We start from the raw sequence: 17,368 nt of genomic DNA on the forward strand, positions 1-17,368 counted from the left end.
GGCTGTCAATGCCGATGCGGTATGCTAAGGGAAAGAACCGTTCCTGAGGAGCGGCACGGTCGTGACGATCGCTGGCGGGATTGACCCGGCGCGGCCCACGACCCGAAGTCGCGCCGCCCGTGCCACCGGCCGGACGGCGACGGAGCATGGCGGCTCCCGGTAGCTCAGCAGGATAGAGCAACGGTTTCCTAAACCGTAGGTCAGGGGTTCGAATCCCTTCCGGGAGGCCAGTTTCGGGCAGCGCGCGGGCGCGGCTGGTAAGCCGGCGCGTGTGGCCTTACCCCTCTCCCTGTCCCTCCCCCACAAGGGGGGAGGGGACCCTCAGGGGGAAGCTGGGAGCTGACCCGGGCCGATCCCCGATTCGCGAAGCCTGACTTGAGCCGCAGGCATCGGCCCGCTCGTCCCCTCCCCCCTTGTGGGGGAGGGGCAGGAGAGGGGTGAGCCCCACGACCAAGCACCGACGAAGCACCGACGCAGCCTCGATGAACTTCGCCCGACCCAACCGCCGGTCCGCTTACGCGTACTGGCCGTGGCAGTGCTTGAACTTCTTGCCCGACCCGCAGGGGCAGGCTTCGTTGCGGCCGACGGCGCCCCAGGTGGCGGGGTTCTCTGGGTCGCGGGCGGTGGCGACGGGGTTCGAGCCGGAGAACTGCGCCGTGAGCACCGCCTGATCGGCCAGCGCCATTTCGTCCTCGCCGGTGGCGGGGTCGATGTGGCTCGCCTGGATGCGCTCGGGCACCTGCGGCTCGGGCTGGCGCTCGGCGAGCTCCACCCGCATCAGCTGGCCGGTGACGATCTGGCGCAAGGTGGCCAGCAGCGTCTCGAACAGGGTGAAGGCCTCGGTGCGGTATTCGCTCAGCGGGTCGCGCTGGGCGTAGCCGCGGAAGCCGATCACCGAACGCAGGTGGTCGAGCGCCGCGAGGTGTTCGCGCCAGAGGTGGTCCAGCGTCTGCAGCAGGATCGCCTTCTCGATGTGGCGCATCAGCTCGGGCGAGGTGCGTGCCTCACGCGCGGCGAAGGCCTCGTCGGCGGCCGTCATCAGGCGCTCGCGGATCTCCTCGTCAGCGATGCCCTCTTCCTTCGCCCAGTCGGTGATCGGCAGGTCGAGGTTGAGATACTGCTGCACCTCGGCCGTGAGGCCCTCGGTGTTCCACTGCTCGGCGTAGGCGTTCTGGGGGATGTGGCGGGCGACGAGGTCGGCGATGACGTCGTGGCGCATGTCGCGGACGGTCTCCTCGACCGTCTCCTCCGACATCAGCTCGATCCTCTGCTCGAAGATCACCTTGCGCTGGTCGTTCATCACGTCGTCGTATTTCAGCAGGTTCTTGCGGATGTCGAAGTTGCGCGCCTCGACCTTCTGCTGCGCTTTTTCCAGGGCCTTGTTGATCCACGGATGGACGATCGCCTCGCCCTCCTTCAGGCCGAGCTTCTGCAGCATGCCGTCCATGCGGTCGGAGCCGAAGATGCGCATCAGGTCGTCCTGCAGCGACAGGTAGAAGCGGCTGTGGCCGGGGTCGCCCTGGCGGCCGGAGCGGCCGCGCAGCTGGTTGTCGATGCGGCGGCTCTCGTGGCGCTCGGTGCCGATGACGAACAGGCCGCCGGCGTCGAGGGCCTTCTGCTTCAGGCGAGCGATGTCGGCGCGGATCTTGGTTTCGGCGGCGTCGCGCTCGGGCCCGGCCGGCATGTCGCCGAGCTCGCGCTCGATGCGCATGTCGGCGTTGCCGCCGAGCTGGATGTCGGTGCCGCGGCCGGCCATGTTGGTGGCGATGGTGACGGCGCCCGGCACGCCGGCCTGGCTGATGATGTAGGCTTCCTGCTCGTGGTAGCGGGCGTTCAGCACCTGGAACACCATCTCGCTGGTCGAGCCGTCGTCACCGTCGAAGAGGACGCCGAAGTCCTGCTGCTTGAAGCCGTGGCTCTTCAGCATGGTGGCGAGCGTCTCGGACTTCTCGATCGACGTGGTGCCGACCAGCACCGGCTGGCCGCGCGACTTGCAGTCGCGGATCGTCTCGACGATGGCGGTGAACTTCTCCGGCACCGACCGGTAGACCTCGTCGTCGTCGTCGATGCGCGAGACCGGCAGGTTGGTCGGGATCTCGATGACCTCGAGGCCGTAGATGTCCATGAACTCGTCGGCTTCGGTCGCCGCGGTGCCCGTCATGCCGGAGAGCTTGCCGTACATGCGGAAATAGTTCTGGAACGTGATCGAGGCGAAGGTCTGGTTTTCCGGCTGGATGCGGGCGCCTTCCTTCGCCTCCAGCGCCTGGTGCAGGCCGTCCGAATAGCGCCGGCCCGGCATCATGCGGCCGGTGAACTCGTCGATGATGACGACCTCGCCGTCCTTGACGATGTAGTCGCGGTCGCGCTGGAACAGCTTGTGGGCGCGCAGCGCCTGATTGACGTGGTGGACGATCGAGACGTTCTCGATGTCGTAGAGCGAGGCGCCCTTGAGCAGGCCGGCCGCGCCGAGCAGACCCTCGAGCTTCTCGGTGCCGGTCTCGGTGAAGATCACCGTGCGCTGCTTCTCGTCGAGATCGAAGTCGCCCTCGACGATGGCCGGGATGAACTTGTCGATGGTGACGTAGAGGTCGGAGCGGTCTTCCAGCGGGCCGGAGATGATCAGCGGCGTGCGCGCCTCGTCGACGAGGATCGAGTCCACTTCGTCGACGATGGCGTAGTGGTGGCCGCGCTGCACCATCTGCTCGCGCTCGTACTTCATGTTGTCGCGCAGATAGTCGAAGCCGAGCTCGTTGTTGGTGGCGTAGGTGATGTCGCAGAGATAGGCCGCGCGGCGCTGGTCGTCGGAGAGGCCGTGCACGATCACGCCGGTGCTGAGGCCGAGGAAGCCGTAGACGCGGCTCATCCACTCGGAGTCGCGCTTGGCGAGGTAGTCGTTGACGGTGACGACGTGCACGCCCTTGCCGGGCAGCGCGTTGAGGTAGGTCGCGAGCGTCGCGACGAGGGTCTTGCCCTCGCCGGTCTTCATCTCGGCGATGCCGCCGTCGTTGAGGACCATGCCGCCGATCAGCTGCACGTCGAAGTGACGCTGGCCGAGCACGCGGCGGCCCGCCTCGCGCACCGTGGCGAAGGCCGGGACGAGCAGGTCGTCGATCTTGGTGCCGGCGGCGAGCTTCGCACGGAACTCGTCGGTGCGGGCCCTGAGCTGTTCATCGCTCAGCGCCTTCATCTCGGGCTCGAGCGCGCCGATTTCGGCGATGCGCGGGCGGTAGGACTTCACGCGGCGGTCGTTCGAGGAACCGAACAGCTTGCGCGCCAATGCGCCGAGGCCGACCATGGCGGACCTTTCCCTCATGACCCGGCTGGCGTGCCGTCCATGTCGAGGCGCCTCGCCGGGCAAACATTCGTTGATGCGACGTCCATCTTGCGAGGATCGCGCGGGGCGTCGAGCGCGGGCTGGAGCGATCGCTGCATGAAGACAGTCGACTGAGCGCTCGCCAGACGATCCGGAGATATGTTGGGTGCCGATTAAAGTCAATGTGCCGCTTTCTCGGCTGCGGCCGCCGGGTTATACGCGTTGGCCGTGAGGGGCGCGCGCCGGCGGCCTCGAATGTCGCCGGTGGAACTCAGACCCGTTCGAGAGGAATTCGCAGGCTCATGATCCAGTTTATCCGTGCCGGCCACGCCGGTCGCTTCGTTCGGCCGCTCGCCGGTGCCGCCCTGCTGTTGGCCTGCACCGCGCCGCTGGCGCTGGCCGACGACGCCGAAGTGCTGGCCCGCGTCAACGGCCGCGACATCACCGTCGGTGAAGTCAACCTCGCCAAGGAAGCCTTCGCCGAGCAGCTCGGCCAGGTTCCCGAGACCGCGCAGCAGAACATCCTCGTCGATGTGCTGATCGACATGCACGTGCTCGCCGACGCCGCCGAGAAGGCCGGCCTCGCCGGCACCGACCTGTTCGAGCGCCGCATGGCGTTCCTGCGCAACCAGGCCCTGCGCAACGCCTTCGTCGAGGAGAAGGTGCAGGCCGCCATCACCGACGAGGAACTGCAGGCGCGCTACCAGAAGGACGTCGCCGGCTACCAGGCGCCCGAGGAGGTCCACGCACGCCACATCCTCGTCAAGACCGACGAGGAAGCCAAGGCGATCATCGCCGATCTCGACGCCGGCGGCGATTTCGCGGCGATCGCGGCGGAGAAGTCGCTCGACGGCTCCAAGGCCAATGGTGGCGACCTCGGCTTTTTCACCAAGGGCCAGATGGTGCCGGAGTTCGAGGCGGCCGCGTTCGACCTCGAAGCGGGCAGCTACAACAAGGTGCCGGTGAAGACCCAGTTCGGCTTCCACATCATCAAGGTCGAGGAAAAGCGCACCCAGCCGGTGCCGAGCTTCGAGGAAGTGAAGGAGCAGGTCCGCCAGGTGGTGTCGCGCGAGACCTTCGGCAGCGTGATGGAGCAGCTGAAGGCCGAGGCGGAGATCGAGCGCCTCGGCGAGGCCGACGTGCCGCAGACCGACGTGGTGCCGCCGGCCGCTCCCGCGGATCCTGCCGCGCCCGCGCAGCCCTGATCCGGTTCCGGCCGGGCGGGCGATGGGCCCGCCCGGCCGGAATTGATGTGGTGACTTGGTTGAAGTTCTAATACCATCCCGCAACGCGTCGTTGCGCCGAGAGGGATGGGGACCATGAACAGGAAACTCGCAGCCGAGTTCTTCGGCACCTACTGGCTGGTATTCGGCGGCTGCGGCAGCGCCGTGCTGGCCGCCGGCTTCCCGGAGCTCGGGATCGGATTTGCGGGCGTCGCGCTCGCCTTCGGGCTCACCGTGCTGACGATGGCCTATGCCGTCGGCGGCATTTCGGGCGGGCATTTCAACCCGGCGGTCTCGCTCGGGCTCGCGGTCGCGGGGCGGTTCAGCTACGCGAGCCTGCTGCCCTACTGGGCGGCGCAGGTGCTCGGCGGCATCGCCGCGGCGGTCGTCCTCTACATCATCGCCTCCGGAGCGCCGGAGTTCGTCGCGGGCGGCTTTGCCTCCAACGGCTACGGCGAGCTGTCGCCCGGCAAGTTCGGCCTGCTGGCCTGCCTCGTCGCCGAGGTGGTGCTGACGGCGTTTTTCCTGATCATCATTCTCGGCGCGACGTCGAAAGGCGTGCCGGCCGGCTTTGCGCCGATCGCCATCGGCCTCGGGCTGACGCTGATCCACCTCGTCTCGATCCCGGTGACCAACACCTCGGTCAATCCGGCGCGCTCGACGGCGGTCGCCTTCTTCGCGCAGACCGGCGCGGTCGGCCAGCTCTGGCTGTTCTGGGTGGCACCGCTGATTGGCGCCGCGCTCGGCGGCCTCGTCTGGAAGCTGCTGCTCGACAAGGACGCGCAGGTCGCGCCGACGGCGAGCGGGCTCACCCCGGCCTGAAGCCGGTCGCGACCTGGTGCACGTAGCGCCTGATCTCGCCGTCGTCGGCGGCGAGATCGAAGGCGAGCAGGCGGCACCAGGCAAAGCCGATCAGGCTGTCCCACAGCAGGGCGGCGTCGGGCGGCAGCTCGGTCTCGCCGCGGGCCCGGCGGCGCTCGATCATCGCGGTGAACACCGCGCGGCGCTCGGCGAGATAGGCGACGAGGGCGCGGCGGGCGTCGGGGTCCGACTGCGCCTCGGCGACGATGGCGCGGAAGATGTCGCCGGCCGGCCCGGTGCGCCAGAAATCGAACAGATGCCGCAGGAAGCGCACCAGTGCTTCCTCGATCGGGGCGGTCTCGTCGGGAGGCGGCTCGCGCTTCTGGCGGTGATAGACGTCGAGCAGCAGGGCGGCCTTGCCCGGCCACCAGCGATAGATCGTCGGCTTGCCGGCCCGCGCCAGCCGCGCCACCGCCTCGATCGAGAAGCCGGCGTAGCCTTTCTCGAGCAGCAGCGCCTCGGCGGCGTCGAGGATCGCCTGCTCGCTGGCGACGCTGCGGCGGGCGCCGACCGACTGGCGTTCGCCGCCCTGGCCGGGCCTTGCCGGCGCCGGCCCGGCGCGGGTTGCTTTCACCATCCATGAGCTCCGGTCCCGTGCGATCACGGGCGCTTGATCAGATAAATCCTACCACGGGGATTGACGAAACGAAACGGTCCGTTCTATTTAACGGAACGTACCGTTTCGTTAGGAGCCTCCGATGTCGTCCGCTTCTGCATCCCTCGATCGCCCCGCCGCCGAGGCCGCCCGCCCGCGCTTCTCGCGGCCGCGCTTCGCCGCTCTCGTCCTCGTCGGCGTCTATCCGATCATCACGCTGATCCTCTATGTCATCCTGCCGCTGACCGACGGCTGGGCGACCTGGCAGCGCACGCTGCTGATCGCGCCGATCATGGTCGGCATCATGGTGTGGGGCCTGATCCCGACGATCCAGCAGCGCTTCGCCGGCTGGATCAACCCGGCCGCGCCGAAGCGCTGAGCCGAGCCGCAGCGCGCCTCGGAGCCGGTCCGGTTTCGTGAATGGCGGCGCCGTCTTGCGCGCGTCGCGGTCATCGGGCAAACCGGGGGCCCAGCCGTCGCCGACAGGAACGCCCCGATGTCCCACGCCGTCTCGCCGCTCGCGCCGAAAACCATTCCCGACATGCCGGTCGTGGAGGGCGTGCGCTTTGCGACCGCCGAGGCGGGCATCAAGTACAAGGGCCGCACCGACGTCCTGCTGATGGCGTTCGCCGAGGGCACCGAGGTCGCGGGCGTCTTCACGAAGTCGAAGTGCCCGTCGGCGCCGGTCGAGTGGTGCCGCGAAAAGCTCGGCGCGGGCACGGCGCGCGCGCTCGTCGTCAATTCGGGCAACGCCAACGCCTTCACCGGCAAGACCGGCCGCGACACGGTCGCGGTGACGGCGGCCATCGCCGCCCGGGCGGTGGGCTGCGGCGAAGACCAGGTGTTCCTCGCCTCGACCGGCGTCATCGGCGAGCCGCTGGCGCCGACGAAGTTCGAGGGCGTGCTCGACGCGGCCGCGGCGCGGCTCGCCGACGGGCCGTGGATCGACGCCGCCCGGGCGATCATGACCACCGACACCTATCCGAAGGTCGCCACCGCCACGGTGGAGGTCGGCGGCGTGCCGGTGGTGATCTCCGGCATCGCCAAGGGCGCCGGCATGATCGCGCCCGACATGGCGACGATGCTGTCCTTCGTGTTCACCGACGCGCCGATCGACGCGGCGGTGCTGCAGGGGCTGCTGTCGGCGACCGTCGGCACCACCTTCAACGCGATCACCGTCGACAGCGACACCTCGACCAGCGACACGCTGCTGATGTTCGCCACCGGCACCGCCGCCGCGCGCGGCGCGCCGCGCATCCATGCGGCCGGCGATCCGCGCCTCACCGAATTCTCGGTCGCCCTCCACCGGGTGCTGCTCGACCTCGCGCACCAGGTGGTCAAGGACGGCGAGGGCGCGCGCAAGTTCATCGAGGTGCAGGTGATGGGGGCGACGTCGGACGCCTCGGCGCGGCGGATCGCGCTGTCGATCGCGAACTCGCCGCTGGTGAAGACCGCCGTCGCCGGCGAGGATGCCAACTGGGGCCGCGTCGTGATGGCGGTCGGCAAGGCTGGCGAGCCGGCCGACCGCGACCGGCTGACGATCTCCTTCGGCGACATCCGCGTCGCCGCCGCCGGCGCGCGCGACCCGGACTATTCCGAGGCCGCCGCCTCCGCCGCGATGCAGGCCGAGCACATCCCGATCCGCGTCGACCTCGGCCTCGGCTCGGGCCGGGCGACGGTGTGGACCTGCGACCTCACCAAGGAATATGTCGCGATCAACGGCGACTACCGCAGCTGAGCCTTGGCGGCCGGCGACACCGTCGGACGCTGCGGCGCCGTTGCGCCGGAGCGTTACCGCAGCCTTTCCAAGACCCCCGGGAATCCACGCTGATGAAGCTCGTCCTCGTCGTCGCCTGCGCCCTCGTCGACGTCGACAACCGCGTGCTGATCAGCCAGCGCCCGGAAGGCAAGCAATTGGCCGGCCTATGGGAATTTCCCGGCGGCAAGGTCGATCCGGACGAGCGGCCGGAGGACGCGCTGGTGCGCGAACTCCACGAGGAGCTCGGCATCACGGTGAAGCCCGCCTGTCTCGCACCCCTGACTTTCGCGAGCTTCGCTTACGAAACGTTTCATCTTTTGATGCCACTCTACGTCTGCCGTCGATGGGACGGATTCGTCACCGGCCGGGAAGGCCAGGCGACGAGGTGGGTGCGGCCGAAGCAGCTCCGGGATTACCCGATGCCGCCGGCCGACGAGCCTTTAGTGGCTCACCTCCTCGATCTGCTGTGACACTGCAGGAAGCGGTGGCCATGAAGAATGGACGGGTCGAAGACAGCGTCGACGGGCACGGCAGGGCTGCGGCCGGCCGCGTGCGTCGCTTCGCCTGCAATCGCTCCGGCACGGTCGCGATCGAGTACGGCATGCTGATGGTCATGGTCGCCATCTTCATCCTGGCGGTGGCCTCGCTCGGCGACTTCGTCTCCGAAATGATGTTCGACGATCTCGCCGCGACCATGCAGAACGCCAACGAGGGCAAGGGCGGCTGACGGCCGCCCGAGTATTGCCGATCGTCGCAGCCTCCCCGAGCGGGGCAGCTTTCTCCTCAATCCCCCTTGAGCCTGACTTCCGTCGTGCCCAGCGCATCGGCGAGGCGCGTCTTCGCCGAGCCGGGCCTGAGCGGCTGCTGCTGGCTCTCGTGCGGCGCCCAGCCCGACAGCGACACCAGCGTGATCGTCGCCGGCACGCGCCCGTCGTCGTCCGCATAGCGCTCGGCGTAGATCTCGGCGGCGCGGGCGATCAGCCTGGCGCCGGTCAGGCCGCGCTTGCGCTCGGCGAGGATGTTGCCGGCGCCCATCGCCTTCAGGTCGCGCATCAGATGGAACGGCGTCGCGTAGCGCAGCGTCAGCCGGTCCTGGTCGGCGACGGGGAGGGCGAAGCCCGCCCGCTGCATCAGGCCGCCGAGATCGCGCACCTCCGCCATCGGCGCAACGCGCGGGCTCACCCCGCCGTAGAGCTCCACCTCGGCCAGGGTGATCGCCTCGCGCAGTTCCGTCAGGCTGTCGCCGCCGACGAGGGTCGCGAGCAGCAACCCGTCCGGCCGCAGCGCGCGGCGCAGCTGCATGAGCGTGCCGGGCAAGTCGTCGACCCAGTGCAGCGTCAGCCCGGAAACGATCAGGTCGAGGCTGCCGGGCGCAAAGGGCAGGGCGGCGTCGTCGAGCACCAGGTCGGCGGGATGACGGCCCGCGGGACCGGCGGCGAAGAGATCGGCGCGCCAGACGACATCGGCGCGGCCGGAGCGGCCGACGGCGGCGGCGAGGGCGTCGGTCGGCCCGCCGATCACCGCGGCATCGGCAAAGCTGCGCGACACGGCGGCGAGGCGGTCGGCGAGATCGTCGGCGACGAGATCGACCAGGAACGCCGCGCCGGGATCGGCCCGGGCGATCACCGCCCGGCGCCGGGCGGCGAGGGCGGCGCGGTCGAAGAGGCGCGGTACGGCGTCGGTCATCTGCTTCGCATGTCCCGTTGATGGGGCGTTATATCGGCCGGGGGGCGGGCGGCGTCAAACGCCCGGTGCCGGCCGAGCCGCTGGCGGCGGCGCGTCAGGCGCTGCTATCCTCGGGGCGTCTCGGAACGGGGGCCGGGGATGTCGGGGGCGGAGCGCTGGCACATCGAGGGCGGGACGCCGGACCTCGCCGAGCTCGAAGAGCCCGGCGACGCCGACGCCGGCCCGCGGATGCGGGGGGCCACCGCGCTCGCGTGGATTGCAGCGCGCGCCGGCGCCGGCCTCGGCCGGTTCACCAGGCTGGCGCTGCCGCCCGCCTGTCCGCTGTGCCGGACGCTGCTCGCCGATGACGCCGGGCTGTGCGCCGCCTGCTGGGGCGACCTCCGGCTGATCGAGCGGCCGTATTGCGAGCGGCTCGGCACGCCGTTTCCGTTCGATCTCGGTCCGGGGACACTGTCGGCGGCGGCGATCGCCGAGCCGCCGGTTTTCGCCAGAGCCCGCGCGGTCGCGGTGTTCGACGGCGCGGCGCGCGACCTGGTGCATGCCCTGAAATACCGCGACCGCATCGAACTCTCGCGCGTCATGGGCCGGATGATGGCGCGCGCCGGGCGGGAGTTGCTCGCCGAGGCCGATGTCATCGTGCCGGTGCCGCTGCACCGCCGGCGGCTGTGGTGGCGGCGGTTCAACCAGTCGGCGCTGCTCGCCGCGGCGGTGGCGCGCGGCGCCGGCATCGGGCTCGACCTCTCCGCGCTTTGCCGTGTCCGCGCGACGCGCCAGCAGGTCGGCCTCACCCGGCTCGCCCGGGCCGACAACGTCGCCGGCGCCTTCAAGGTCGTGGCGCCCGAGCGGATCGCCGGCCGGCGGGTGGTGCTGGTCGACGACGTCTTGACCACGGGGGCGACGATCGCGGCGGCAACCCGGGCGCTGAAGCGCGGCGGGGCGCGCGAGGTCGACGTTCTCGTCTTCGCGCGGGTTGTCGCGGACGGAGGCTGACGCTTATATCAGCAGGACGAGATTGCAGGCGGCGCCGGGCCGCCGTCGCCCTTTCCGAGGACACCGAACGCATGGCGGACGTCGTGATCTACACACGGGATCTCTGCAGCTATTGCGCGGCGGCGAAGGCGCTGCTGACGCGCAAGGGCGTCGCCTTCACCGAGCACAACGCCTCGGTGACGCCGGCGGCGCGCGCCGAGATGATGCAGCGCTCGGGCGGCACCACCTTCCCGCAGATCTTCATCGGCGACACGCATGTGGGCGGCTGCGACGATCTCCACGCGCTGGAGCGCGCCGGCAAGCTCGACGCGCTGCTCGCGGCCTGAGACACTCGGCACCCGTGATGCCCGGACGCCGGTGAGCCGGCGATCCGTCCGGCCCCGGCCCTGCGCCGCTCGACCTTGCGCCTGCGCCTTGCTTGAAAGAGACCCAGATGACGACCTTCCGCATCGCCTGCGTCCAGCTCTGCACCGGCCGTTCGCCGCTCGACAATCTCGTCGTCACCGAAGCGCTCGTCCGCGAGGCGGCCGCGGCGGGCGCCGCCTATGTGCAGACGCCGGAGATGACCAACATCCTCGAGCGCAGCCGCCAGGCGCTGTTCGAGAAGATCGCCACCGAGGCCGAGGATCCGACGCTGCAGCGCATGCAGGCGGTGGCGGCCGAACTCGGCATCACCATCCACCTCGGCTCGATCGCCGTGCGGGTCGGACCGGGCAAGGTGGCGAACCGCGGCTTCGTGATCGGTCCCGACGGGACGGTCCGCTCGCGCTACGACAAGATCCACATGTTCGACGTCGATCTCGCCGGCGGCGAGAGCTGGCGCGAATCGGCGACCTACCAGCCGGGCGGGGAAGCCGTGACCGTCGAGATCGGCCCGTTCACCGCCGGCCTCGCCATCTGCTACGACATCCGCTTCCCCTATCTGTTCCGGGCGCAGGCGAAGGCCGGCGCCGGCCTGATCACCGCGCCGGCGGCGTTCACCGCCCAGACCGGCCGCGCGCACTGGCACATCCTGCAGCGGGCGCGGGCGATCGAGAACGGCGCCTACCTCGCCTCGGCCGCCCAGGGCGGCAAGCACGAGGACGGGCGCGAGACCTACGGCCACAGCCTGATCGTCGACCCCTGGGGCACGGTGATCGCCGAGGCCGACCACGACCAGCCCGGCGTCATCGTCGCCGACCTCGACCCGGAGATGGTGAAGGCGGTGCGCGGGCGGGTGCCCTCGCTCGCCAACGAGCGGCCGTTCACCATGGCGGCGGCCGTGCCCGAGGCGGCGGGGGCGACATGATCCGCTATGCGCTCGCCTGCGCCGAGGGGCACGGCTTCGACGGCTGGTTCCGCTCCTCGGACGATTTCGACCGCCAGCGCGCGCGCGGCCTCCTGAGCTGCGCCCACTGCGGCTCGCCGAAGGTGGAGAAGGCGCTGATGGCGCCGTCGGTGCGCGTCTACGACGACGACCGCCCGGCAACGATGCCGGTGCCGATGCCCGTGGCGGGGCCGGCGGTGCCGGCGCCCGTGGCGATGCCCGATCCACGCCAGGCGGAGCTGATCGCGGCGATGCGCGAGCTGAAGCAGAAGCTGATTGCGGAAGCGGAAAACGTCGGCGGCAATTTTCCGGAAGAAGCCCGCAAGATCCATTACGGCGAGGCGCCCGAGCGCGGCATCTACGGCGCGGCGAGTGCCGACGAGGCGAAGGCGCTGATCGAGGAGGGCATCGGCATCCTGCCGCTGCCGGTACTGCCGGACGAGCGGAATTGAACCTCGCTGGCGGTGTGGCGTGTGGCCTCCCCCTCCCTGTCCCTCCCCCGCTTCGCAGGAGAGGGGACGCAGGAGGCTAAGTCGTCCGCGCTATTGGCGCTTCGGCTCGGCGCAGTCGCCGTTTAGCGAAAGTCCCCTCGCCCATCGTCCCCTCTCCTGCGAAGCGGGGGAGGGACAGGGAGGGGGGAGGCCACACGGCACCCCCCCACCCCAGCCCTCACCGCGGCTTCGCCGCCAGCACCATGTAGTTGACGTCGGTGTCCTCCGCCTCGCGCCAGCGGTCGCGGAACGGGTCGAAGGTGACGCCGCGGCGGCCGAGCGGGGTGAGGCCGGCGGACTGCAGCGGTCCCTCGATTTCCTCGGGGCGGACGAGGCGGTCGTAGGAATGGGTGCCCTTCGGCAGCCAGCCGAGCACGTATTCGGCGCCGACGATGGCGAGCGCGAAGGCCTTCGCCGTGCGGTTGATGGTGGCGACGACCATCAGGCCGCCGGGCTTCACCATCGAGGCCGAGACCTCGAGGAAGGCCGGCACGTCGGCGACGTGCTCGACCACTTCCATCGCGAGCACGACGTCGAAGGCGGCGCCCTCGGCGGCGAGCGCCTCGGCGGTGACGGCGCGGTAGTCGATGGAAAGCTCCGACTGGGCGGCGTGCAGCCGCGCCACCTCGATGTTGACCTCGGACGGATCGATGCCCGTGACCGTGGCGCCGAGCCGGGCGAGCGGCTCGGCAAGCAGGCCGCCGCCGCAGCCGATGTCGATCACCGAGAGGCCCTCGAGGCTGCGCAGCCCGGCGGCGTCGCGGCCGAACCAGCCCGAGAGCTCGCGCTTCAGATAGGCGAGGCGGACGGGATTGAACTTGTGCAGCGGCTTGAACTTGCCGGCCGGGTTCCACCATTCCGACGCCATGCGCGAGAAGCGCGCGACCTCGGCGTCGTCGACGGTGCTGCGCGCGGCGGTCTCCTGCATCGCTGTCTCCTCGTCGCCCGGCCGCCGGCGGCGGCGCGTCGGGCCATGCGGCCGATCGTGGACGTGTCTCCGCTAGGTCGGCCCCAGTCACCCCGAAGTCAAGCGCCGAAGTCCGGCCCTGCGGCATCCGCGGTGACGCGGCGTTGCGGCGCGGGCGGAGTTCCTGTATCGGAGGGCCGCGCGGCGACCCCACCCGAACCCGAGCCGCCGCAGTGTTTTCCCCCAGCGCGGCCTTCGTGACAGGAAGCCAGCCGCCTACCAGTGACGCGAAGGTCAATGGCCCGGCTCGTGATGAAATTCGGCGGCACCTCGGTCGCCGACCTCGATCGTATCCGCAATGTCGCCGCCCATGTGAAACGCGAGGTCGACGCCGGGCACCAGGTGGCCGTCGTCGTCTCGGCCATGGCCGGCAAGACCAACGAACTCGTCGCGCTCTGCCGCGGCGCCGACGTGCTGCACGACGCGCGCGAGTACGACGCCATCGTCGCCTCCGGCGAACAGGTGACGTCGGGGCTGCTCGCGATCGTGCTGCAGAGCATCGGCATCGATGCGCGCTCGTGGCAGGGCTGGCAGATCGCCATCCGCACCGACGGCGCCCACGGCGCGGCGCGCATCGCCGAGATCGACGGCTCGAAGCTGATCGAGCGGCTGGAGATCGGCCAGGTCGCGGTGGTCGCCGGCTTCCAGGGCATCGCCCCCGACAACCGCATCTCCACCCTCGGCCGCGGCGGCTCCGACACCAGCGCCGTGGCGCTCGCCGCCGCCGTGAAGGCCGACCGCTGCGACATCTACACCGACGTCGACGGCGTCTACACCACCGACCCGCGCATCGTTCCGAAGGCCCGCCGCCTCGACAAGGTCTCCTTCGAGGAGATGCTGGAGATGGCGTCGCTCGGCTCCAAGGTGCTGCAGGTGCGCTCGGTGGAACTTGCGATGGTGCACGGTGTTCGGACGTTCGTTCGGTCGAGCTTCGAAGACCCGGCGGCCCCGCGTATCATGCCGAACGGGGACCCCTACGGAACGTTGATTTGCAACGAGGATGAGATCGTGGAGCAGCAGGTCGTCACCGGGATCGCCTACTCCAAGGACGAGGCGCAGATCTCGCTGCGGCGGGTGTCGGACAAGCCGGGCGTCGCCGCCGCGGTGTTCGGCCCGCTGGCCGAGGCCAACATCAACGTCGACATGATCGTCCAGAACATTTCCTCGGACGGCGCCTTCACCGACATCACCTTCACCGTGCCGATGGCGGACTACGAGAAGGCGGTGAAGGTGGTGGAAGCCGGCCGGCCGGGCTATGACTTCGAGGCGCTGGAAAGCGCGACCGACGTCTGCAAGGTCTCGGTGATCGGCATGGGCATGCGCAGCCACGCCGGCGTCGCCGCCCAGGCCTTCAAGGCGCTGGCCGAAAAGGGCATCAACATCCGCGCCATCACCACGTCCGAGATCAAGATCAGCGTGCTGATCGACGCGGCCTACACCGAACTCGCGGTCCGCACGCTGCATTCGGTCTACGAGCTCGACAAGAGCTGAAGCCGGCGCGGCGACGGCCCGGCCCCGGCTGCGATCGAAGGGTCGCGGTCGTCAGCGTCGACAGAATCGCCTGCGAGTGCTTCGATGCGGACACGGGCATCGCACCGCGGCACGATGCGTGAATGAACGCGGGCATGGATGGTGCGTGCGTTGAAGGTGCGGCGTGATGGTGCGGACCCGGGCGTCCGGTGAGCCGCCGGAACGCGGCGCATCGGCGAAGGGCTGGGACCTTCAGGCTGGGTACGTTCGCGAAGCGGCCGCAAGGGCGCGGGGGCGGGCGTTTTTCGGGGAAGCGGGACGATGCGGGTACCGCCCGTGGCCGTCGGTCCGCGCGTCATGCTGCGCCGCCTTCGCGAGGTGATGGCGGAGCCCATCGGCGCGCAGGACCGGCTCGACAAGATCGTGACGGTGATCGCGGCCAACATGGTGGCCGAGGTGTGCTCGGTCTATGTCCTGCGCGCCGACGAGGTGCTCGAACTCTACGCCACCGAGGGTCTCAACCGCGAGGCCGTGCACAAGGCGAGCCTCAAGGTCGGCACCGGCCTCGTCGGCCTGATCGCGCGCGACGGGGTTCCGCTCAACCTGCCCGACGCGCAGATGCATCCCGCCTTCGCCTACCTGCCGGAAACCGGCGAGGAGATCTATCACTCCTTCCTCGGCGTGCCGATCCTGCGCGGCGGCCGCACCCTCGGCGTGCTCGTGGTGCAGAACCGCGTGCGCAAGGGCTATTCCGAAGAGGAAGAGGAAGCGCTGCAGACGACGGCGATGGTGATCGCCGAGATGATCGCGTCGGGCGAGCTCGACAAGCTGTCGACCGCGCCGAACGGCCTCGACCGCGGCCGGCCGAGCCATTTCGACGGTGTCGGCCTCACCGACGGCGTCGGCCTCGGCTACGTGGTGCTGCACGAGCCGCGCGTCGTCGTCACCAACCTGATCGCCGAGGACACCGAGAAGGAACTGCTGCGGCTCGAGACCGCGATCGCCAGCCTGCGCCTGTCGGTCGACGACATGCTGGCGCGGCGCGACGTCTCGCACCACGGCGAGCACCGCGACGTGCTCGAGGCCTACCGGATGTTCGCGCACGATCGCGGCTGGGTGCGGCGGATGGAGGAGGCGGTGGTGCGCGCCGGCCTCACGGCGGAAGCCGCGGTGGAGCGGGTGCAGTCGGACACGCGCGCGCGGATGACGCGGCAGAACGATCCTTATCTCAAGGAACGCCTGCACGACTTCGACGACCTCACCTACCGGCTGCTGCGCGAACTCGCCGGCAAGAGCTCGAAGAGCAGCGAGAACCTGCCGCGCGACAGCATCATCGTGGCGCGCACCATGGGCGCGGCCGAACTGCTCGACTACGACCGCGACAAGATCCGCGGCCTGGTGCTGGAGGAAGGCTCGCCGTCGAGCCACGTCGCCATCGTGGCGCGGGCGCTCAACATCGCCTCGGTCGCCGAGGTGCCGGGGGTGGTGTCGCTCGCGGAAGTCGGCGACGCCATCGTCGTCGACGGCGAACTCGGCAAGGTGCACCTTCGGCCGCCGCCGGACGTCGAGCATGCCTATGCCGAGAAGGTGCGCTTCCGGGCGCGGCGGCAGGAGCGCTACCGCGAACTGCGCGACCAGCCCTCGCGCAGCCGCGACGGCACCGAATTAACGCTGCTGATGAACGCCGGCCTCGTCTTCGACATGCCGCATCTCGAGGAATCGGGCGCGGCCGGCATCGGCCTGTTCCGCACCGAACTGCAGTTCATGGTCGCCTCGACCTTCCCGCGCACGGGTGCGCAGCAGGCGCTCTATTCGAAGGTGCTCGACGCCGCCGGCGACCTGCCGGTGACGTTCCGCTCGCTCGACGTCGGCGGCGACAAGGTGCTGCCGTATCTCAGGGTGGCGCAGGAGGAGAACCCGGCGCTCGGCTGGCGCGCGATCCGGCTCGGCCTCGACCGGCCGGCGCTCCTGAAGGCGCAGGTCCGGGCGCTGCTGAAGGCGGCCGGCGGGCGCGAATTGCGCCTGATGTTCCCGATGGTGAGCGAGGTCGGCGAATTCCGTCACGCCCGGTCGATCGTCGAGCGCGAGATCGGCCACCTCGAACGCCACGGCCACAAGATTCCCGACAAGATCGCGCTCGGCGCGATGGTCGAGGTGCCGGCGCTGCTCTACCAGCTCGACGAGCTGTTCGGCATCGTCGACTTCGTCTCGGTCGGCTCGAACGACCTGTTCCAGTTCATGTTCGCCGCCGACCGCGGCAACGCCGTGGTGTCGGCCCGCTTCGATCCGCTGTCGGTGCCGTTCCTGCGCGCGCTCAGGCAGATCGTCGACCGTGGCCGGGCGGCGGGCAAGCCGGTGACGCTGTGCGGCGAGCTCGCCGGGCAGCCGATCGGCGCGCTGGCGCTCGCCGGCATCGGCTTCCGCTCGATCTCGATGGCACCGGCCTCGGTCGGGCCGGTGAAGGCGATGCTGCACGCGCTCGATCTCGGCGAACTCGGGCCGTTCCTCGCCGGGCTTCTCGACGCACCGGACAGCGATCGGCGCGGGCGCAGCCTGCGATCGCTCTTGACGGAGTTCGCCGAGACGCGGGATATCCCCCTCGCGCGCTGACGCGTGCGCCCCTCGTCCCGTTGATCGCCGCGTGTCGCGGCGCCCGTTCGGTGCCGGCGGTGCTTGACGTTGCCAGTTCAGGCCCGATCTCCCTCGC

At 70.1% G+C, this 17,368-nt stretch carries 16 protein-coding genes and 1 tRNA gene; 13 read left to right on the forward strand and 4 right to left on the reverse strand.

What is annotated here, in order from left to right; all coding sequences use genetic code 11:
* Nucleotides 1–153: 153 nt before the first annotated feature.
* Nucleotides 154–230: transfer RNA gene (locus I5731_RS05855), tRNA-Arg, on the forward strand.
* Nucleotides 231–514: 284 nt separating this feature from the next.
* On the opposite strand, the gene secA is transcribed toward I5731_RS05855, so the two are convergent.
* Complete coding sequence (gene secA, locus I5731_RS05860; RefSeq protein WP_197310435.1) at nt 515–3,295, reverse strand: preprotein translocase subunit SecA; 2,781 nt, start codon at nt 3,293–3,295, stop codon at nt 515–517.
* 320 nt (nt 3,296–3,615) lie between these two features.
* Between secA and I5731_RS05865 the strand changes: the two genes are divergently transcribed.
* Both I5731_RS05865 and aqpZ read left to right on the forward strand, forming a co-directional pair.
* The gene (locus I5731_RS05865; protein WP_197310436.1) at nt 3,616–4,518 is read left to right on the forward strand and encodes a peptidylprolyl isomerase; all 903 of its coding nucleotides are present in this window, start codon (nt 3,616–3,618) and stop codon (nt 4,516–4,518) included.
* Between the two features lie 114 nt (nt 4,519–4,632).
* Nucleotides 4,633–5,358: an aquaporin Z gene (gene aqpZ, locus I5731_RS05870; RefSeq protein ID WP_197310437.1), complete on the forward strand. Its 726-nt coding sequence runs from the start codon at nt 4,633–4,635 to the stop codon at nt 5,356–5,358.
* Here aqpZ and I5731_RS05875 read toward each other — a convergent pair.
* Nucleotides 5,345–5,974, reverse strand: a complete 630-nt coding sequence (locus I5731_RS05875; RefSeq protein ID WP_197310438.1) for a TetR/AcrR family transcriptional regulator — start codon at nt 5,972–5,974, stop codon at nt 5,345–5,347. The genes aqpZ and I5731_RS05875 overlap by 14 nt on opposite strands.
* Nucleotides 5,975–6,095: 121 nt before the next feature.
* Here I5731_RS05875 and I5731_RS05880 point away from each other — a divergent pair, with 121 nt between their 5' ends.
* The 4 genes from I5731_RS05880 (at nt 6,096) to I5731_RS05895 (ending at nt 8,478) form a co-directional block, all read left to right on the forward strand.
* Nucleotides 6,096–6,371: a hypothetical protein gene (locus I5731_RS05880; protein WP_197310439.1), complete on the forward strand. Its 276-nt coding sequence runs from the start codon at nt 6,096–6,098 to the stop codon at nt 6,369–6,371.
* 117 nt (nt 6,372–6,488) lie between these two features.
* Nucleotides 6,489–7,730 carry a bifunctional glutamate N-acetyltransferase/amino-acid acetyltransferase ArgJ gene (gene argJ, locus I5731_RS05885; protein WP_197310440.1) on the forward strand — a complete coding sequence of 414 codons (1,242 nt, stop codon included), beginning with the start codon at nt 6,489–6,491 and terminating at the stop codon, nt 7,728–7,730.
* A 92-nt stretch (nt 7,731–7,822) separates the two neighbouring features.
* A complete protein-coding gene (locus I5731_RS05890) occupies nt 7,823–8,221 on the forward strand; it encodes a (deoxy)nucleoside triphosphate pyrophosphohydrolase (protein WP_197310441.1) in 399 nt (132 codons plus the stop codon).
* A 20-nt stretch (nt 8,222–8,241) separates the two neighbouring features.
* Complete coding sequence (locus tag I5731_RS05895; protein ID WP_197310442.1) at nt 8,242–8,478, forward strand: Flp family type IVb pilin; 237 nt, start codon at nt 8,242–8,244, stop codon at nt 8,476–8,478.
* A 56-nt stretch (nt 8,479–8,534) separates the two neighbouring features.
* On the opposite strand, the gene I5731_RS05900 is transcribed toward I5731_RS05895, so the two are convergent.
* Nucleotides 8,535–9,437, reverse strand: a complete 903-nt coding sequence (locus tag I5731_RS05900; RefSeq protein ID WP_197310443.1) for a methyltransferase domain-containing protein — start codon at nt 9,435–9,437, stop codon at nt 8,535–8,537.
* A 228-nt stretch (nt 9,438–9,665) separates the two neighbouring features.
* Between I5731_RS05900 and I5731_RS05905 the strand changes: the two genes are divergently transcribed.
* The 4 genes from I5731_RS05905 (at nt 9,666) to I5731_RS05920 (ending at nt 12,185) form a co-directional block, all read left to right on the forward strand.
* Nucleotides 9,666–10,427, forward strand: coding sequence for a ComF family protein (locus I5731_RS05905; protein ID WP_197310465.1), 762 nt, complete (start codon nt 9,666–9,668; stop codon nt 10,425–10,427).
* Between the two features lie 71 nt (nt 10,428–10,498).
* Nucleotides 10,499–10,753, forward strand: a complete 255-nt coding sequence (grxC, locus tag I5731_RS05910) for a glutaredoxin 3 (RefSeq protein ID WP_197310444.1) — start codon at nt 10,499–10,501, stop codon at nt 10,751–10,753.
* 107 nt (nt 10,754–10,860) lie between these two features.
* Nucleotides 10,861–11,715, forward strand: coding sequence for a carbon-nitrogen hydrolase family protein (locus I5731_RS05915; RefSeq protein ID WP_197310445.1), 855 nt, complete (start codon nt 10,861–10,863; stop codon nt 11,713–11,715).
* A complete protein-coding gene (locus tag I5731_RS05920; RefSeq protein ID WP_197310446.1) occupies nt 11,712–12,185 on the forward strand; it encodes a DUF1178 family protein in 474 nt (157 codons plus the stop codon). The genes I5731_RS05915 and I5731_RS05920 overlap by 4 nt, the downstream gene beginning before the upstream one ends.
* A gap of 217 nt (nt 12,186–12,402) precedes the next feature.
* Here the strand turns inward: I5731_RS05920 and ubiG are convergent, their stop codons facing one another.
* Nucleotides 12,403–13,152 (reverse strand): bifunctional 2-polyprenyl-6-hydroxyphenol methylase/3-demethylubiquinol 3-O-methyltransferase UbiG, encoded by a 750-nt coding sequence (gene ubiG, locus I5731_RS05925; RefSeq protein WP_197310447.1) that lies wholly within the window; start codon nt 13,150–13,152, stop codon nt 12,403–12,405.
* Between the two features lie 276 nt (nt 13,153–13,428).
* Here ubiG and I5731_RS05930 point away from each other — a divergent pair, with 276 nt between their 5' ends.
* On the forward strand, nt 13,429–14,682 hold the full coding sequence (locus I5731_RS05930; RefSeq protein ID WP_197310448.1) for an aspartate kinase: 1,254 nt from the start codon (nt 13,429–13,431) through the stop codon (nt 14,680–14,682).
* 300 nt (nt 14,683–14,982) lie between these two features.
* Nucleotides 14,983–17,271, forward strand: coding sequence for a phosphoenolpyruvate--protein phosphotransferase (ptsP, locus tag I5731_RS05935; RefSeq protein WP_197310449.1), 2,289 nt, complete (start codon nt 14,983–14,985; stop codon nt 17,269–17,271).
* Nucleotides 17,272–17,368: the final 97 nt, after the last annotated feature.

Source organism: Methylobrevis albus, from assembly GCF_015904235.1.
Lineage (GTDB): Bacteria > Pseudomonadota > Alphaproteobacteria > Rhizobiales > Pleomorphomonadaceae > Methylobrevis_A > Methylobrevis_A albus.

What these genes read in the sequence shown, in the direction of transcription:
- ubiG (WP_197310447.1), bottom strand. Translation starts at nt 13,152, where the DNA reads ATGCAGGAGACCGCCGCGCGCAGCACCGTCGACGACGCCGAGGTCGCG.
- I5731_RS05895 (WP_197310442.1), top strand. Translation starts at nt 8,242, where the DNA reads ATGAAGAATGGACGGGTCGAAGACAGCGTCGACGGGCACGGCAGGGCT.
- argJ (WP_197310440.1), top strand. Translation starts at nt 6,489, where the DNA reads ATGTCCCACGCCGTCTCGCCGCTCGCGCCGAAAACCATTCCCGACATG.
- aqpZ (WP_197310437.1), top strand. Translation starts at nt 4,633, where the DNA reads ATGAACAGGAAACTCGCAGCCGAGTTCTTCGGCACCTACTGGCTGGTA.
- I5731_RS05905 (WP_197310465.1), top strand. Translation starts at nt 9,666, where the DNA reads ATGCGGGGGGCCACCGCGCTCGCGTGGATTGCAGCGCGCGCCGGCGCC.
- I5731_RS05865 (WP_197310436.1), top strand. Translation starts at nt 3,616, where the DNA reads ATGATCCAGTTTATCCGTGCCGGCCACGCCGGTCGCTTCGTTCGGCCG.
- grxC (WP_197310444.1), top strand. Translation starts at nt 10,499, where the DNA reads ATGGCGGACGTCGTGATCTACACACGGGATCTCTGCAGCTATTGCGCG.
- I5731_RS05875 (WP_197310438.1), bottom strand. Translation starts at nt 5,974, where the DNA reads ATGGTGAAAGCAACCCGCGCCGGGCCGGCGCCGGCAAGGCCCGGCCAG.
- I5731_RS05930 (WP_197310448.1), top strand. Translation starts at nt 13,429, where the DNA reads ATGGCCCGGCTCGTGATGAAATTCGGCGGCACCTCGGTCGCCGACCTC.
- I5731_RS05880 (WP_197310439.1), top strand. Translation starts at nt 6,096, where the DNA reads ATGTCGTCCGCTTCTGCATCCCTCGATCGCCCCGCCGCCGAGGCCGCC.
- I5731_RS05900 (WP_197310443.1), bottom strand. Translation starts at nt 9,437, where the DNA reads ATGACCGACGCCGTACCGCGCCTCTTCGACCGCGCCGCCCTCGCCGCC.
- I5731_RS05920 (WP_197310446.1), top strand. Translation starts at nt 11,712, where the DNA reads ATGATCCGCTATGCGCTCGCCTGCGCCGAGGGGCACGGCTTCGACGGC.
- I5731_RS05915 (WP_197310445.1), top strand. Translation starts at nt 10,861, where the DNA reads ATGACGACCTTCCGCATCGCCTGCGTCCAGCTCTGCACCGGCCGTTCG.
- secA (WP_197310435.1), bottom strand. Translation starts at nt 3,295, where the DNA reads ATGGTCGGCCTCGGCGCATTGGCGCGCAAGCTGTTCGGTTCCTCGAAC.
- I5731_RS05890 (WP_197310441.1), top strand. Translation starts at nt 7,823, where the DNA reads ATGAAGCTCGTCCTCGTCGTCGCCTGCGCCCTCGTCGACGTCGACAAC.
- ptsP (WP_197310449.1), top strand. Translation starts at nt 14,983, where the DNA reads ATGCGGGTACCGCCCGTGGCCGTCGGTCCGCGCGTCATGCTGCGCCGC.